Source organism: Paenibacillus rhizovicinus (genome assembly GCF_010365285.1).
Taxonomy (GTDB): Bacteria; Bacillota; Bacilli; order Paenibacillales; family Paenibacillaceae; genus Paenibacillus_Z; species Paenibacillus_Z rhizovicinus.
Genome location: NZ_CP048286.1, coordinates 2,731,418 through 2,747,258, shown reverse-complemented (window position 1 = coordinate 2,747,258; position 15,841 = coordinate 2,731,418). Strand labels below are relative to the sequence as shown.

Annotated in this window: 14 protein-coding genes; all 14 read left to right on the top strand. The window is 44.5% G+C overall.

The annotated features are described in order from the left end of the window. Positions 1-12 precede the first annotated feature (12 nt). The gene (locus GZH47_RS12310; protein WP_162640355.1) at positions 13-3,474 is read left to right on the top strand and encodes a glycosyltransferase; all 3,462 of its coding nucleotides are present in this window, start codon (positions 13-15) and stop codon (positions 3,472-3,474) included. After that, positions 3,471-4,496 (top strand): GHMP family kinase ATP-binding protein, encoded by a 1,026-nt coding sequence (locus GZH47_RS12305; RefSeq protein ID WP_162640354.1) that lies wholly within the window; start codon positions 3,471-3,473, stop codon positions 4,494-4,496. The genes GZH47_RS12310 and GZH47_RS12305 overlap by 4 nt, the downstream gene beginning before the upstream one ends. A 19-nt stretch (positions 4,497-4,515) precedes the next feature. After that, on the top strand, positions 4,516-5,211 hold the full coding sequence (locus GZH47_RS12300) for a nucleotidyltransferase family protein (protein ID WP_162640353.1): 696 nt from the start codon (positions 4,516-4,518) through the stop codon (positions 5,209-5,211). After that, positions 5,204-5,746 (top strand): D-glycero-alpha-D-manno-heptose-1,7-bisphosphate 7-phosphatase, encoded by a 543-nt coding sequence (locus GZH47_RS12295; protein WP_225446461.1) that lies wholly within the window; start codon positions 5,204-5,206, stop codon positions 5,744-5,746. The genes GZH47_RS12300 and GZH47_RS12295 overlap by 8 nt, the downstream gene beginning before the upstream one ends. A 30-nt stretch (positions 5,747-5,776) precedes the next feature. Then, the gene (locus GZH47_RS12290) at positions 5,777-7,978 is read left to right on the top strand and encodes a cellulase family glycosylhydrolase (RefSeq protein ID WP_162640352.1); all 2,202 of its coding nucleotides are present in this window, start codon (positions 5,777-5,779) and stop codon (positions 7,976-7,978) included. 34 nt (positions 7,979-8,012) lie between these two features. Next, positions 8,013-9,104 carry an acyltransferase family protein gene (locus GZH47_RS12285; RefSeq protein WP_162640351.1) on the top strand — a complete coding sequence of 364 codons (1,092 nt, stop codon included), beginning with the start codon at positions 8,013-8,015 and terminating at the stop codon, positions 9,102-9,104. 27 nt (positions 9,105-9,131) lie between these two features. Then, entirely contained in the window at positions 9,132-9,764 is a 633-nt protein-coding gene (locus GZH47_RS12280) for a D-sedoheptulose-7-phosphate isomerase (RefSeq protein WP_162640350.1), read from the top strand. A gap of 22 nt (positions 9,765-9,786) precedes the next feature. Continuing rightward, positions 9,787-9,894 carry a sulfotransferase gene (locus tag GZH47_RS34625; RefSeq protein ID WP_162640349.1) on the top strand — a complete coding sequence of 36 codons (108 nt, stop codon included), beginning with the start codon at positions 9,787-9,789 and terminating at the stop codon, positions 9,892-9,894. Positions 9,895-9,986: 92 nt separating this feature from the next. Beyond that, positions 9,987-10,730, top strand: a complete 744-nt coding sequence (locus GZH47_RS12270; protein WP_162640348.1) for a sugar phosphate nucleotidyltransferase — start codon at positions 9,987-9,989, stop codon at positions 10,728-10,730. A gap of 25 nt (positions 10,731-10,755) precedes the next feature. Next, a complete protein-coding gene (rfbC, locus tag GZH47_RS12265; protein ID WP_162645209.1) occupies positions 10,756-11,313 on the top strand; it encodes a dTDP-4-dehydrorhamnose 3,5-epimerase in 558 nt (185 codons plus the stop codon). An 8-nt stretch (positions 11,314-11,321) separates the two neighbouring features. Next, positions 11,322-12,338, top strand: a complete 1,017-nt coding sequence (gene rfbB / locus GZH47_RS12260) for a dTDP-glucose 4,6-dehydratase (protein ID WP_162640347.1) — start codon at positions 11,322-11,324, stop codon at positions 12,336-12,338. A 3-nt stretch (positions 12,339-12,341) separates the two neighbouring features. Then, complete coding sequence (gene rfbD, locus GZH47_RS12255; RefSeq protein WP_162640346.1) at positions 12,342-13,202, top strand: dTDP-4-dehydrorhamnose reductase; 861 nt, start codon at positions 12,342-12,344, stop codon at positions 13,200-13,202. 261 nt (positions 13,203-13,463) lie between these two features. Then, positions 13,464-14,870 (top strand): undecaprenyl-phosphate glucose phosphotransferase, encoded by a 1,407-nt coding sequence (locus GZH47_RS12250; RefSeq protein ID WP_162640345.1) that lies wholly within the window; start codon positions 13,464-13,466, stop codon positions 14,868-14,870. Next, positions 14,860-15,837, top strand: coding sequence for a glycosyltransferase family 2 protein (locus GZH47_RS12245; RefSeq protein WP_162640344.1), 978 nt, complete (start codon positions 14,860-14,862; stop codon positions 15,835-15,837). The genes GZH47_RS12250 and GZH47_RS12245 overlap by 11 nt, the downstream gene beginning before the upstream one ends. Positions 15,838-15,841 lie beyond the last annotated feature (4 nt).

The window sequence follows — 15,841 nt, the reverse complement described above, 5'->3', positions numbered from 1 at the left end:
GGTGGCATTGCAATGCAATTTACCGGCGAGCGGTTCATGCCGAATGCAACGAATAAACAATTAGAGGTTGAACATAGGCAACGTTATCTGTCCGTAGAGCCGCTCGTGCTTGATAAGATCGTGCTGGATGCTGCATGTGGTGAGGGCTACGGAGCGCGGATCCTGGCGCAGCGCGCAACCCATGTATACGGAATCGACATTAGTATTGAAGCGATTACAAACGCTGAACTGACCTATTCGGCAAGTAACTTGGAATTCAGGCAGGGCTCGGTGGAAGAACTGGAAGGAATAGGCGGACAATCGATTGATGTCGTAGTATCGTTCGAAACAATCGAGCATATTGATGAAACAGCACAGCATAAGTTTCTACACGAAATTAAGCGAGTGCTTAAGGATGATGGTCTGCTGGTAATTTCCACACCAGATAAGCACTGGTATACGGATGTTCCTGCACATCACAACCCATTTCATGTTAGAGAGTTCTACAAACATGAATTTTTTGTGTTTCTCAAAAAGTATTTTAGTCATGTGAAGTTTTTTTATCAAAAAAATGAGATTGTATCTGTCATTGGATCAGGAGAAGGTGCTGCCAACTATCGCTCATTAGATGTCGATAGTTCTGTTCTGAATGAAGGCATGTATATTGTTGCTGTCTGCTCGGCTCGATCTGTAGAGGGCGTTAAGCTTCATTCGCTCATGACCAATCAAGAGGTGCAGTATCACAAGCTCGTAAGCAGAGTGTTGTCTCTTCAAGATGAGGTTGAAGAAAGAAATATTCATCTTGGAAAATTGGATCAAGAGATAGAAGAAGGTCGACAGCTGATTCAACAGAGTATTCAGGAACGGGCTCAAATGGAAGGTGTTATTCAGAGTCATCAGAACACGATTCAGCAGCAGGAAGAGCTTATACAGAGTAAAGAAGAAACGATTCAGGACTATCAAGATAAGCTTCAGCAGCAGGAAGACCTTATACAGAGTAAAGAAGAAACGATACAACACTATCGAGTTGCGACTCAACAGCAGGAAGAACTTATACAGAATAAAGAAGAAGCGATTCAGAGTTATCAGCTCACGATTCAGCAACAAGAAGAACTTATACAGAGTAAAGAAGAAGCGATTCGGAGCAAAGATGAATCCATTCATGGGGCAACTCAACAGACAGATGAGCAACTCATTCTGAGGCAAACGCAAATTAATAATTTGAACGGACATATTGAGCTTCTCTTGCAGCAGGAACGTAGATTAAACAATATTTTTGAATCTAACGGTTGGAGAACATTGACGAGTTACTACAAGATGCGTGATGCTCTGTTGCCGATGAATAGCAAGCGTAGACTGTTCCTGAGATTATTGAGTCAACCCCGAAAGGTTATACGCAATCTAAATAAATCGAACATAAAAAAGTTCGTGCATCATCTGCGTACGGAAAGAACGGGACTGTTAGAGAATCGAGTAGAGAATTACTTGGAGAGACAGTCACCGGCACCTGTTCAACCAATCGAAGTGTTCCGGCAGGACGTGAACATTTCACCGCTTATTTTCCCTACGAGCACAAAGCCAATTGTCTCAATTATTATTCCTGTATATAACCAGTGGCATTATACGTATGCTTGTCTTGCTTCTATTCTGCGACACACTGACGGAATCGAGTATGAGGTTATTGTTGCGGATGATATGTCGACCGACGATACGGTTAATATTGGCGCAGTGGTTCAGAACATCAAAGTTGTTCGCGACGGTACGAATCGTGGGTTTCTGTTGAATTGCAATAATGCAGCGGAATATGCAACCGGCAGGTACATTTTCTTCCTGAATAACGACACTAATGTCCAGGCAAACTGGTTAAGCACATTGATCGATCTAATCGGTCGAGACGAGTCAATTGGAATGGTAGGCTCTAAGCTGGTTTATCCAGATGGCCGATTGCAGGAAGCGGGCGGCATCATCTGGAATGATGCTTCAGGTTGGAATTTTGGACGTCTCGATGATCCGGAGTTGCCGCAATTTAACTACGTGAAAGAGGTTGATTATATCTCTGGTGCGGCTATCATGATTCGTGCGGAGTTGTGGCGGCGAATCGGGGGCTTCGACGAGCGATATGTTCCGGCTTACTTTGAAGATTCGGACCTTGCTTTTGAGGTGCGTAAACATGGATACAAAGTAATGTATCAACCTCAGTCGGTTGTCGTGCACTTTGAAGGTATCTCGCATGGTACGGATGTAGGCAGCGGGATTAAGAGCTATCAGGTCGAGAATAAGAAGAAGTTTGTGGATAAATGGAAGGTCGAGCTTCAGCAACAATTAGAGAACGCCCAACATGTTTTCCACGCTAGAGATCGTAGTAAAGGGCGCAAGACGATGCTCTTCATCGATCATTATGTACCTAATATGGACAAAGATGCAGGAAGTCGAACTGTATTCCAGTACCTTCAACTATTTTGTAACATGGACTTCAACATCGTATTCCTCGGCGATAATTTCTATCGCCAAGAGCCATACACCTCAATGCTTCAACAGATGGGGATCGAAGTGCTATATGGAAATTGGCATGCGAGAAATATAGACCAATGGTTGGAATGGAATGGTTCGTACATCGATGTGACATATCTTAATAGACCACATATTTCAATTAAATATATAGACAAGGTCAGAAAGTATACAAAATCGAAGGTAATTTACTATGGCCATGATTTGCACTTTTTGCGTGAGATGAGAGAGTATGAATTGACAGGGAATTCTGCATTGCTGCGTTCTGCGGAAGAGTGGAAGACACTCGAATCTGAGTTATTTAATAAGTCGGACATCTCGTATTATCCTTCACAGGTTGAAATCGATGAAATTAAGCAACTTTTCCCGAAAGTAAGAGCAAGGGCGATTCCTGCGTATATCTATGACTCTACGAAAAAAATGGATAAAGTTGATTTTGGCCTGAAGAAAGATTTGCTATTCGTTGGCGGGTTTGGTCATAAGCCTAATGTGGATGCAGTCCTTTGGTTCACAAAAGAAGTTCTGCCAACAATAGTAGAAGAGAACCCTGAGATTAAGCTGCATGTCGTTGGATCTAATCCGCCAGATGAAATTAAACAATTGCAGTCTCCTTCAATTTCTATCGCCGGCTACGTTACAGACGAACAATTAGCGGAGTATTACAGGCGTTGCCGTATCGTTATCGTACCATTACGTTATGGTGCAGGGGTAAAGGGGAAAGTGGTTGAAGCGATGTTCAACGGTTGTCCAATTGTGACGACTCCTACAGGTTCAGAGGGATTAAAGGAAGTTGAAGGATGCTTAATTGAAGTCAATGGTTCGGTTGAATTCGCTAAGCGCGTGATTGAAGCTTATGATAACTTCGGTCTGCTTGAGCGTTTGTCGAGCAAATCTATTCAATACGTGCAGCAATATTTTACGAAAGCCAGTGTTATGGAGGCTATTCAAGAAGATTTATCAGTAGATCGCCAGGAGGTAACTTCATGATTATACGAGCTAAAGCTCCGCTGCGATTAGGTCTTGGTGGCGGTGGAACAGATGTATCACCTTATTGCAATGAGTATGGCGGTTATGTACTTAATGCGACGATTGACATGTACGCCTATTGCACCATTGAAGTTACGAACGATGAGAAGCTGTCTTTCTACGCAGCTGATCGGGGTGAGTACTATGAAAGCGAGTCTTTATCGACGCTAGAATTGGATGGCCATTTGAGCTTGCATAAAGGTGTCTACAATTGCATCGTGAAAGAATACAATGGAGGCCAGCCGCTCTCCTTTAAAATGACAACGTACTCTGATGCGCCGGCTGGATCTGGATTGGGCTCCTCCTCGACAATGGTGGTGGCTATTCTGCAAGCCTATTGCGAATGGTTGAATCTTCCGCTCGGGGAGTATGACATGGCCCAACTGGCCTATCATATCGAGCGTGTTGATGTAGGATTAAGCGGTGGTCGCCAAGATCAATATGCTGCTACATTTGGTGGAGTTAACTTTATTGAGTTTTACGATCAAGAGAGAGTTATTGTAAATCCACTACGTGTAAAACAATGGATCGTGAATGAGCTTGAACATTCCATTGTTCTATATTACACAGGGGCATCTCGGGAATCTGCGAAGATCATAGACGAACAGGTGAAAAGTGCTGAGCAGAAAGACGCTAAATCGATTGAGGCCATGCATGAGCTGAAAGCGGATGCGCTGTTGATGAAGGAGGCTGTGCTCAAGGGCGATGTCTTAACCTTCGCACAATACCTCGGTAAGTCGTGGGAAGCAAAGAAGCGAATGGCAACATCCATAACAAATTCTCACATTGATCAAATTTACGATATAGCGATCGAAGCTGGGGCTTACTCTGGCAAGGTATCCGGAGCTGGCGGCGGCGGGTTTATGATGTTCATGGTCGATCCTGTGCGGAGACTTCGTGTAATCGAACAGTTGAACAAGCAAGATGGAAGTACAATGAATTTCCATTTCACCAAGAATGGTGCAGAGGCTTGGCGTGTCTAAAAATCCAGGGGGGAGAACGATGGAAGCTATTATTCTAGCAGGTGGATTCGGGACACGATTAAGAGAAGTCGTAGCTGACGTCCCTAAGCCGATGGCTCCTATTCGGGGAGTCCCCTTTCTAACCTACTTATTCGAGTATCTCATTAGTAACGGTATAAGTCGTGCGGTTCTTTGCACAGGTTACAAACATGAGGTAATCCATGCTTATTATGGCGATGTATATAAAACTTTAAGTTTGCTTTACTCTGTTGAAGACGAGCCTCTTGGTACCGGAGGGGCCATAAAGAAAGGGCTGTCTCAAGTGAAGTCTGAACAAGTGGCTATCTTGAATGGAGACACGTTCTTCGAAATTGCTGATCTCCAGGCCATGTTGTCCTTCCACAGGGAGAATCAAGCTGCATTAACAATCGGTGCGAAACAGATGTATGACTTTGACCGGTACGGAACTCTGTTGCTGGCCGATGACAATCGGATCGAAGGCTTTAAAGAGAAACAAGCTATGGATCAGGGATACATTAACGGCGGTGTATATATTCTGAATAGAAGCGAGCTGATGCACGACTCAATACCTGAGCGCTTCTCTTTTGAAACCGAGTATATGCAGATGTATTACGGCAACAAGCGATTTCTCGCTTACAAGAGCGAGGGTTACTTTATAGATATAGGCATTCCTGCCGACTATCATCGAGCAGAGAAGGAGCTATTCTATGAGTGAATTTAAGGCGCTGTTCCTCGACCGTGATGGGGTTATAAATGTAGAAAAAAATTATGTTTATCGGATAGAAGATTTTGAGTTTATGGATGGCATTTTAGATGTCCTGGGTTATTTTCAAGAGCAAGGTTATCTTCTCATCGTAATTACCAATCAGGCAGGGATAGGAAGAGGGTATTACACAGAAGATGATTTTAATCGGCTGAATGATTGGATGATACAGCAACTGGCCGATAAAGGAATTCATATTACACAAGTTTATTACTGTCCGTATCATCCGGAACATGGGATTGGTTCTTATAAGCAAGATAGCTTTGATCGTAAACCGAATCCTGGGATGTTGTTGAAGGCTGTGAGAGAATATGATATTAATCTCGACAGTTCGATATTAATCGGAGACAAGGAATCGGACATACAAGCAGGAAAAAAAGCAGGCGTAAATAAAAACGTCTTACTTAATCAACAAAATGATAATCATAATAAGTCGTCATTAGCTGATGTGATCATACACAGTTTAATGCAAATTATTGATCTATAAATAAATTACCTAAGATTTTCGGGGTGAAATGTGAAAAAGAAATATTTGAGATTAGCAATTATCGTTGGCGTAGTCCTATTATATTCAGCGTTAATAATAAGAAACGAATTGAACGATTCTGATCATTCACAAAGCCAAAATGTTGTAGCCAATTCAGGGGCCCCTACGAGTGAACCATCCGACATAAGTAGCCCCTCGCCTCAAGTAGAGGTGTCAAAAGAGTTTATTAAAGGGGTACATTATTTTGGTAATGAATGGCCAGTAAACTTTTGGTCATCGGATTTATCAGGCGCTGGTAATGATTTTTCGAAAATTAAAAACGACGGGTTCAATACAATTATTTTGGTTATTCCATGGGGAGAAGCACAACCTCATATATCCCCTGTTAGCTATAACCAAGATCTCTTTGGAAGACTAAAAATGCTTATAGAGAAGGCTGACGAGAAAGGCTTGAAAGTGATTCTAAGAGTGGGTTATGCATGGGATTATAGTCCGGATGTTGAAATGTCCCATGTCGATCGTGTGAGAAAATTATACACCGATCCTACCGTTTATAATGCGTGGCTGGATTATATCAAGGAGATATATACTCAAATAAAGGATTATCCGAACGTGACAATGGGCTTTATCACATGGGAGGATTTTTGGGGTGTGGTTGATGAGGCGTCGAACACAACCGATCCTGCAGCTCGGCTTGAATTTTCAAAAGAGATAGGGTTTCAAACGTTTTTGAAAAATAAATACACACTTAGTCAAGTGTCCGAGAAATATGATTCGGAATTTAGTACATGGGATCAAGTTCCAACTCCGGAACGTAAAAGTGAAGCTTTTGCTTTGTTTTATGAGTTTATGGATTCTGAAATTGTAAATAGATTTTTTGTACCTGCCCAGCGGGTTTTCCCTACTTTATCGATGGAAGCGCGCATTGACTCAGATCCAATAGATATGAAGGATGGAAGTATTTACTGGTACTCACACAAGGACACATATAAGCTTCCAGGAGCAGTATACACTGCAGGCTATTATTCTCCTGCTATGGGAGCTGAGAATAATGGGAATGAGGATTCGGCGGCAGAGGCACTTAAACGTCAGCAAGATCTATTCAAAACCATCAATCAAAATTTAGATGGTCGTTTGTTTTTCATCGACCAATTTCTCTATATGGATAATACTCCTGCCTTTAATCATAATACGAAAGTCAAGTTATCTGAACTAAACTCATTCGTAGAGAAATCCGCCGCCGCGCTCAATAAATACACTAACGGTTATGCTATTTGGAATTATAGGAGTTATGCAGCTAGTACTGTCTACAATCCGTCGTTCGCTCTTAAAGACAAGGGCTGGTTAGTGAGTGGAGAAGCGCAGGTTGTGAAGAACGGGGATGAAGATTACAGTGTTCTACTGAGCGAAGGCGGCACTGTAGGTCAATCAATTCCCAAACAAAGAGACTTTTATTCAGGGTTCGGACAGAACGTGAAATTATCGTTTATTGCAAAGGCGGATAAGGAACCTGCGAAATTAAGTATCAAGATTGGAGATGAAGTAGTTGTAAAAGAAGTTACACCTGAAGTTGAGAATTATGAATTGGAAATTCCTATCGATAAATTGAAAGACTATAATCTTTCATTTAGTGATCTAAACGGTGAAGTGCAAATTGATGACATCAAACTGTATAGTTTCATTCAAGAGGGAAATGTGTATGACTTTGAAGGAAACCAAGGGTCAGCTTTGACGGCATTTCGCAATTTGAATAGTAACTCTGGCAAGCAGCAAAAGAAGTTAAACGGGTTTGATGCGAACGCTAAGTGGGATGAGACTTTAGAGGGCAGTACCAGTGTTTTGAAAGGATCTTACCAAATTGAAGGAGATAGCGGGAGTAAGTATGCGTGGGTAGGTCAGGTGTCGAAAATTCAGTTGGAAGTAACACCAAATTCGAGTATTGACATTAAAGGTTCTGTACCAGTCAGTCTTTACAAGAAATCAAATAGTCAGTTTAAAGAACTGAAAGTTGATATTGTAATAAATGATAAAATCATCGCAAGTCAAGCTTTTGTTGAAGATGGTGAGCTTTCCTTCCATATAGATAAGGAACAGATCAAAAAAGTTATAGGGGAGTCGACATCTGTTCAACTGACATTACAGGCGAATAGTGCAGTAAACCCTGCAAAAGCAGGCATTGGTAAGGACACAAGAGATCTCTCGTTCATTATCAATTCCATTAACGTTACCTAAGGTTTCAGAAGCTGGGATAGAAGGTGAAGAGGTTATGTCCAAATCAATAGCTGAGCATTTAAATCAAAAAGCAAACAACTTTGATTTTTTACGGTTATTCGCTGCTACTCTAGTAATATTTTCGCACTCATATCCATTAACAGGGCATGCTGAGGTTCCAGTTCCATTTGTTTTGAATTCTTATGGGAGTTTGGGTGTGAAAATCTTTTTTCTCATTAGTGGCTTTTTAATTATGAGTAGTTTTTTGAGAAATCCTAGCGTAGTGATGTATTTTAAGGCGCGGATTTTGCGTGTTATTCCAGGACTTTTGTTTGCTCTAGCTCTTTCTAGTCTCGTACTCGGTCCTTTGGTTTCTACACTGTCTCCTAGTGATTATTTTAACAATCATCAAACTTATGATTATTTTAAAATGTTGTTTTTATATTCCGTTAGATATATCTTACCTGGTGTTTTTGAAGGTAATGTGTATCCGCAAAGTGTTAATGGGTCTTTGTGGACATTAGAGTATGAATTTACATTTTATATTATGATTGCCATACTTGGTGTAACAAGACTTTTGGTTGACAAGCGAGTGGTCCTGTTTGTATTTTTTATGTTTTTAACATTGACCTACTATCAAACATGGCTTGTTGATAAAAGCGTTGGAACGATTCATATCAGAGATTTTTTTGAATTTGGACTTTACTTTTCTGCCGGTATGTTACTGTATTCGTTTAGGGATTATATTCGAATCGATCGTTTAGTTGCAATATTTTGTGTTGTGTTACTGTTATTCTCAACATGGCATGGTGGGCTAGGGCCGGAGCTTTTTGTTTTTATTGGGGGATATCTTATTATATATTTAGCTCTATCTCCTGATATTCGACTAACATGGGTTTCGCGTTTTGGTGATTTTTCGTACGGAATGTATATATTTGCATTTCCTGTTCAGCAGTTAGTAGTATATCTAAATGGAGGAACAATGAAGAGTCCGTTTATGAATTTTATTATATCGTTTATCATCACACTTATTTTGTCCATAATATCATGGCATTTAGTTGAAAAGCATGCTTTAAAACTTAAAAGAATCTCAATTAGTCACTTATTTAGGACCAAATTTATATCCCAAGATAGAACTGTTAAATAAACTTATTAAGCACGCACGGAGGGAACTATGGATATTACACTAGAACAGCTTGTTACTAAGTATCCAGAACTTGAAGTATGCCTAAGCGATATACAAGTAGTCTTTACAAAAATGCGAGATAGCTTCCGCGAGGGAGGGAAACTGCTACTTTGCGGGAATGGAGGATCGGCAGCTGATTGTGAGCACATTGCAGGTGAACTCATGAAGGGTTTTATGTTAAGGCGTGCTCTCCCTGAGGCTCATCAGAGTAAGCTCGAAGCCCTTTTTCCTGGGGAAGGACATGCTATAGCTGATCAATTGCAAGGAGCGCTGCCAACGATTTCTCTTGTTGGGGCAACCTCGTTCTGGACGGCATATGCGAATGATATGAATCCAGAGTTTGTTTTTGCTCAACAAGTTTATGGATTAGGCAGAGTGAATGATGTTCTACTTGGAATTTCAACATCTGGAAACTCAAAGAATGTTATTCGTGCAATCCAGGTTGCAAAGGCCCAAGGTCTAATCACTATTGGTTTGACAGGAAGAGACGGTGGGAAAATGGCATCGTTATGTGATGTTGTGATTCGAGTCCCGTTAGACAGTACTCCTGATATACAAGAAAGGCATTTACCAATATACCATGCGATTTGTATTCTGCTAGAGAAATATTTCTTTGTATGATTATGGAGACCTAGACATTAAAATGTTTATTATTTTTGGCTCGCCTAGGTCAGGTACTACATTGCTATCTTCCGTTCTTGATGCACATGATGATATTGTAGTCCCTGATGAGACTGATTTCATTGTTTGAATAACTTCGACACTTCTCCGATACGACGAATATTTAGCGTGCATTGTGGAGTACTTAAATCATAATAATTATCTAGGAATGGAGTGTCAACAATGAAAGGTATCGTTCTTGCAGGAGGTACAGGATCGCGTCTGTATCCACTTACGAAAGTAACGAACAAGCACTTGCTGCCAGTTGGTAAGTATCCGATGATTTTCCATGCGATAGCTAAGTTGAAGGAAGCGGATATTATTGACATCTTAATCGTCACCGGGAAGGATCACATGGGCGATGTGGTTAATCTGCTCGGCAGCGGTGTAGAGATGGGCGTCTCGTTCACTTACAAGGTGCAAGATGAAGCGGGCGGCATCGCGCAGGCGCTAGGGCTTGCTGAACATTTCGTCGGAAGTGACTCGATGGTCGTGATTTTGGGCGACAATGTATTCTCGGATAGCATCGCGCCATATGTGCAGGGATTTCGTAGGCAAGGTAAAGGTGCAAAGCTCCTTATTCAAGAGGTGCATGATCCGAAGCGCTACGGCGTGCCTGAGCTGGATGGAGATCGAATTGTTTCAATTGAAGAGAAACCTTCTATGCCTAAGAGCAGCTATGCAGTGACAGGAATCTACATGTTCGACTCGCAGGTGTTTGATATTGTGAAGACACTCAAACCTTCTGCACGAGGGGAACTGGAAATCACGGACGTTAACAATGAGTATATTAATCGCGGCGAGCTGGGATACGATGTGCTTGAAGGCTGGTGGACGGATGCAGGTACGCATGCGTCGCTGGCGAAAGCTAATGAACTGGCGCAGGATCTATTGTTCGGCGAGGACTTCGGCAAGTTGAAGTTGTAAGTTTAGAAAGGGTGTTGCTGAAATGATGAAAGTCATCGATACGAAGTTCATAGGCGCAAAGCTGATCGAACCGGCGGTGTTCGGTGATCATCGCGGTTTCTTCATGGAATCATACAATGCACAGCGCTTCGCGGAGCAGGGATTAAACCATGCGTTCGTGCAAGATAATCACGCCTTTTCCGTCGAGGTCGGCGTGCTTAGAGGGCTGCATTATCAATTAAGCCCTAAGGCACAGACGAAGCTCGTGCGAGTGACGGCCGGTGCGGTCTACGATGTCATTGTTGATTTGCGTCGTGGTTCACCTACGTATGGACAATGGGAAGGTTTCATACTGTCGGCGGAGAACAAGCGTCAGCTACTCGTCCCGAAGGGCTTCGCGCATGGATATTGCACGCTTGAGCCGAATACAGAGTTTCTGTACAAAGTGGACGATTATTATGCACCCGAACATGACCGCGGCATTGCATGGAACGATCCGGGGCTGTCGATTGACTGGCCGATCAGCACGCCGATACTGTCGGGCAAAGATGAGAAGCATCCGCCCCTCGCACAGGCCGAGCACAATTATACATTCGAAGGGTGAGACTAACTATGCGTATGCTTGTTACCGGCGGCGCCGGGTTTATCGGCAGCAACTTTGTGCATTACATGCTGAGAGAGCATCCGGAAGATAGAATTATTAATGTGGATTCGCTAACCTATGCAGGGAACCTCGAAAACTTACATGCTGTAGAGAACGAGCCGAATTACCAATTCGCTCGTGTCGACATCACGAGTCGCGAAGCGCTTCGGCCTCTTTTCGAGCAGGGGATAGATGTAGTCGTCAACTTCGCGGCGGAGTCGCATGTTGATCGCAGTATTCTGGAACCGGATGTCTTCGTACGCACGAACATTCTGGGGACGCAAACCTTGCTCGACTTGGCGAAGGAGTTTAAGGTTCGCAAGTTTGTCCAGGTTTCGACGGATGAAGTATACGGTACGCTCGGCGACACGGGACTGTTCAGTGAAACGACGCCGCTAGCCGCGAATAGTCCTTACTCCGCAAGCAAGGCAGGAGCCGATCTGCTCGTGCGCGCGTACCATGAGACGTTCGGATTGTCCGTGAACATTACGCGTTGCTCGAACAACTACGGTCCCTATCAATTTCCGGAAAAATTGATTCCGTTGATGATTCAGAACGCGCTCGCGGACAAGCAGCTGCCAGTGTACGGTGATGGTCTGAACGTGCGTGACTGGCTCTACGTTGAGGATCACTGCAGCGCAATCGATCTCGTGATTCGCAAAGGCGTGAATGGCGAGGTGTACAACGTCGGCGGCAACAATGAGCGGAATAATCTGCAAGTTGTGAGGACGATTTTGCAGGAGCTTGGCAAGCCGGAGTCGCTTATTACGTTCGTAACGGATCGTCTAGGTCATGATCGCCGTTACGCGATTGATGCGACGAAGATTCGCACGGAGCTTGGCTGGCAGCCGAAGTATAATTATGAATCGGGCATCGTTGAAACCATCCGCTGGTATTTGAGCAATCAAGAATGGATGGAGCAAGTAAAGTCAGGCGGTTATCGCGATTATTACGATAAGCAGTATGGGGAACGTCTAGGAGGCTAACGGATGAGCGCGGATGCGGTGGTAAGGCTGCTGGTGACAGGGGCGAATGGACAATTAGGTCAAGAACTGGTTCATCTGAGCAATGACCGCGTGCATATCGTTGGATTCGGCCGAGACCAGCTAGATATAACAGATCTTGCACGTTGCCGTGAAGTGCTGGGGGAAGTAAAGCCAGACGGAGTGGTGCATGCTGCTGCTTATACTGCAGTCGATAAGGCGGAGTCAGAACCGGAGAAGGCCTATCGCGTGAACGCGTTAGGTACGCGCAATCTGGCAATCGCGGCGGAGGAGCTTGGCATTAAGCTGCTCTATGTCAGCACTGACTATGTATTCGATGGTCGCGGTACAGCGCCATACGACGAGTATGATAACACGAATCCGCAATCCGTTTACGGTAAGTCGAAGCGTGCAGGGGAAGTGTTACTGCAAAGTTTGTCGAGCCGGTGGTTCATCGTGCGTACATCATGGGTGTACGGCAAATATGGCAACAACTTTGTGAAAACGATGCTGAAGCTCGCGGGGGAGCGGGACTCACTTACCGTGGTGGCGGATCAGATCGGCTCACCTACGTTTACACGCGATTTAGGGGCTTTCTTGATCGATCTGATGCAGACGGAGAAGTATGGGGTGTATCACGCATCGAATACGGGCACCTGTTCATGGTACGAGTTTGCGCAGGCGATATTCGAAGAGAGCGGTATGCCTGTTCGCACTGAGCCCTGTACAACAGAGCAGTTCCCACGCCCGGCGCCACGTCCGTCTTATTCGGTGATGGATCACGCGGCAATTCGTCAGAATGGATTATATGATCTGCGGCCATGGCGCGAGGCACTCCGGGAGTTTCTGCTGGAGCATAACCAATAAATTGGAAGTAAATAGCTGTAAAGTACCTTTTATTGTACGACCTAAAGTTCTATGGATAAGCCGAGTCCGAACTGGACGAGGCTTTTCGTATTCATGTTGTCGAATCAAGCAGTATCGTATTCCCCCATTAGAGAGTGCACAGAGGTGCGGCAATAAAGAATTAGTAAAAGTAATCTTATAGTTGGCTCTTCTGACATTTTTTGATACTATGAGAAGTAGATTCGACACGTTCGAATACTAGAATTACAAGGAATGAGGATCATGATCCGACAAAATCAACGTTTCTTGACGCAAATCTATGTACTGGCGGATCTGCTTTGTACCCTGATGATGTTTTTTGCGGCTTATTGGCTGAAATTCATAAGTGGTTTCCTGCCATTTTATCGTACGTTGCCGTTCCAGGATTATTTGCTTTGGGGAACGGTATATTCGTTTGCTTCAATCTTGATCGGATTCTACGTTCGGTTCTATGCGCCAAGACGCAGAAAGAGTTCTTCCTATGATATTCTGAAAGTTTTTCAAGTACAAGGAATTAGCTTTCTGGGCTTGCTAAGCTTGCTGTTTATTTCCAAGGAAGTACATATTTCGCGCGAATTTTTGGCGATTTTCATTATTGCTAATGTGACAGGCATGATCGCTTATCGATATGTGCTGAAATCTTTATTGTCCCGTTTGAGGAGAAAAGGGTTTAACAAGCGTTATGTGCTTATCCTGGGAGCTGGGTCGGTGGGGAGAAGCTTCCACGACAATTTGCAGCAACATCCCGAATTAGGGTATGAGGCCATTGGTTTTCTGGATGATTTTCAGGTCGTTCACGCGGATGAGCATTTGCAGTATAAGCCCATTCTGGGGCTGATCGATAATTTGAGCCACGTTCTCGAAACGATGGTAGTCGATGAGGTCATCATCGCGCTCCCGCTGAAAGCATACAAGAAATACGCGTATATCATCGACCAATGCGAGAAAGCGGGCGTGAAGACGCTTATCATCCCGGATTTCTTCGATTTATTGCCGGCTCGCCCGTTCTTCGATAATTTCGCCGGGCTGCCGCTTATTAATATTAGGGATATTCCGCTGGATGAATTGAGCAATCGGTTATTGAAACGGACGTTTGATATTGTTTTCTCGTTGATATGCATAGTCATTACTTCACCGATCATGCTGCTTATTTATCTGGGCATCAAATTAACTTCTCCAGGTCCGGTGCTCTTCAAACAAGAGCGAATGGGACTTGATCGGCGTAATTTTCATATGTACAAATTCCGTTCGATGCACATTTCCGCACCTCATGTTGGCGATACGCAATGGACGGTTGAGAATGACCCGAGAAGAACGCGGTTCGGGTCATTCCTCAGGAAGACAAGCCTTGACGAACTGCCGCAATTCTTTAATGTGCTCGCAGGTCATATGAGCGTCGTCGGCCCGCGGCCGGAACGGCCTTTCTTCGTGGAGCAGTTCAAAGAAGAGATTCCGAAATACATGGTCAAGCATCATATCCGTCCGGGAATTACGGGCTGGGCGCAGACAAACGGTCTTCGCGGCGACACATCAATAGAAGAGCGGATCGTACATGACCTCTTCTACATCGAGAACTGGACGTTCTTATTCGATCTGCGGATCATTATGCGGACGGTAACGAAAGGTTTGTTGAATAAAAATGCCTACTAACCCGGATTATCGCGTTTCCGTTATTATTCCGACCTATAATGCCGGCCCCGAATTCGAGCGGCTTCTTAGACGGCTTCAAAGCCAATCTCAGCCTCCTTATGAAATCATCGTAATTGATTCCGCCTCGACGGACGGTACGGCCGAGACGGCCCGCAGGGTAGGCGTACGCGTCATTCCGATCGCTAAGGCGAACTTCGATCATGGCGGGACGCGGAATGCCGCGGCTAAGCAGTCGAAGGGCGACACGCTCCTCTTCATGACGCAGGATGCGTACCCGGACGATGATTATCTGATCGAGCGTCTGATTGAAGCTTTGTACGCGGAAGAAGATACGGCCTGCGCCTATGCGCGGCAAATCGCCAGGGAGGACGCGGATGGCTTGGAACGGATGGCGAGGGAGAACAACTATCCGCCGGTCTCGATTCGCAAGCAAAGGTCCGATCTTCCTCGGCTGGGCATTAAGACGTTTTTTTGTTCCAACGTGTGCGCTGCCTATAAGAAAACGATTTTCGATGAACTTGGTCAATTCGATGCGCCTGTACTGTTTAACGAGGATCTGTTCTTCGCCGCGCGTTGCGTGTTGAACAGGTATGCCGTTCGGTATGTTGCCGAGGCACGCGTCATCCATTCACATCATTATACGGTCATGCAGCAATTCAGACGTTATTTCGATAATGGGGTCTCCATGCGGGATAACGAATGGGTGTACCCGTATGCTTCCGTCGGGAAGGCCGGCTCGAGCCTCGTTCGCCAGCAGCTGCAGTTCTTGATTCGCAGCAGGCGGTGGCTATGGATTCCGAAGCTCGTGGCAGATGCCGGGGCGAAGCTGCTCGGCTTCCAACTCGGGAAGCGCTACAGGAAGCTACCGCCTAAGTTGTGCGTACGGTTCAGTATGCATCGGGGCATCTGGGCGAAGCTGAACGCGGCGGGGCGGGAGCAGCAATCGGTAACTGGAATGATGAAGTAGGCGC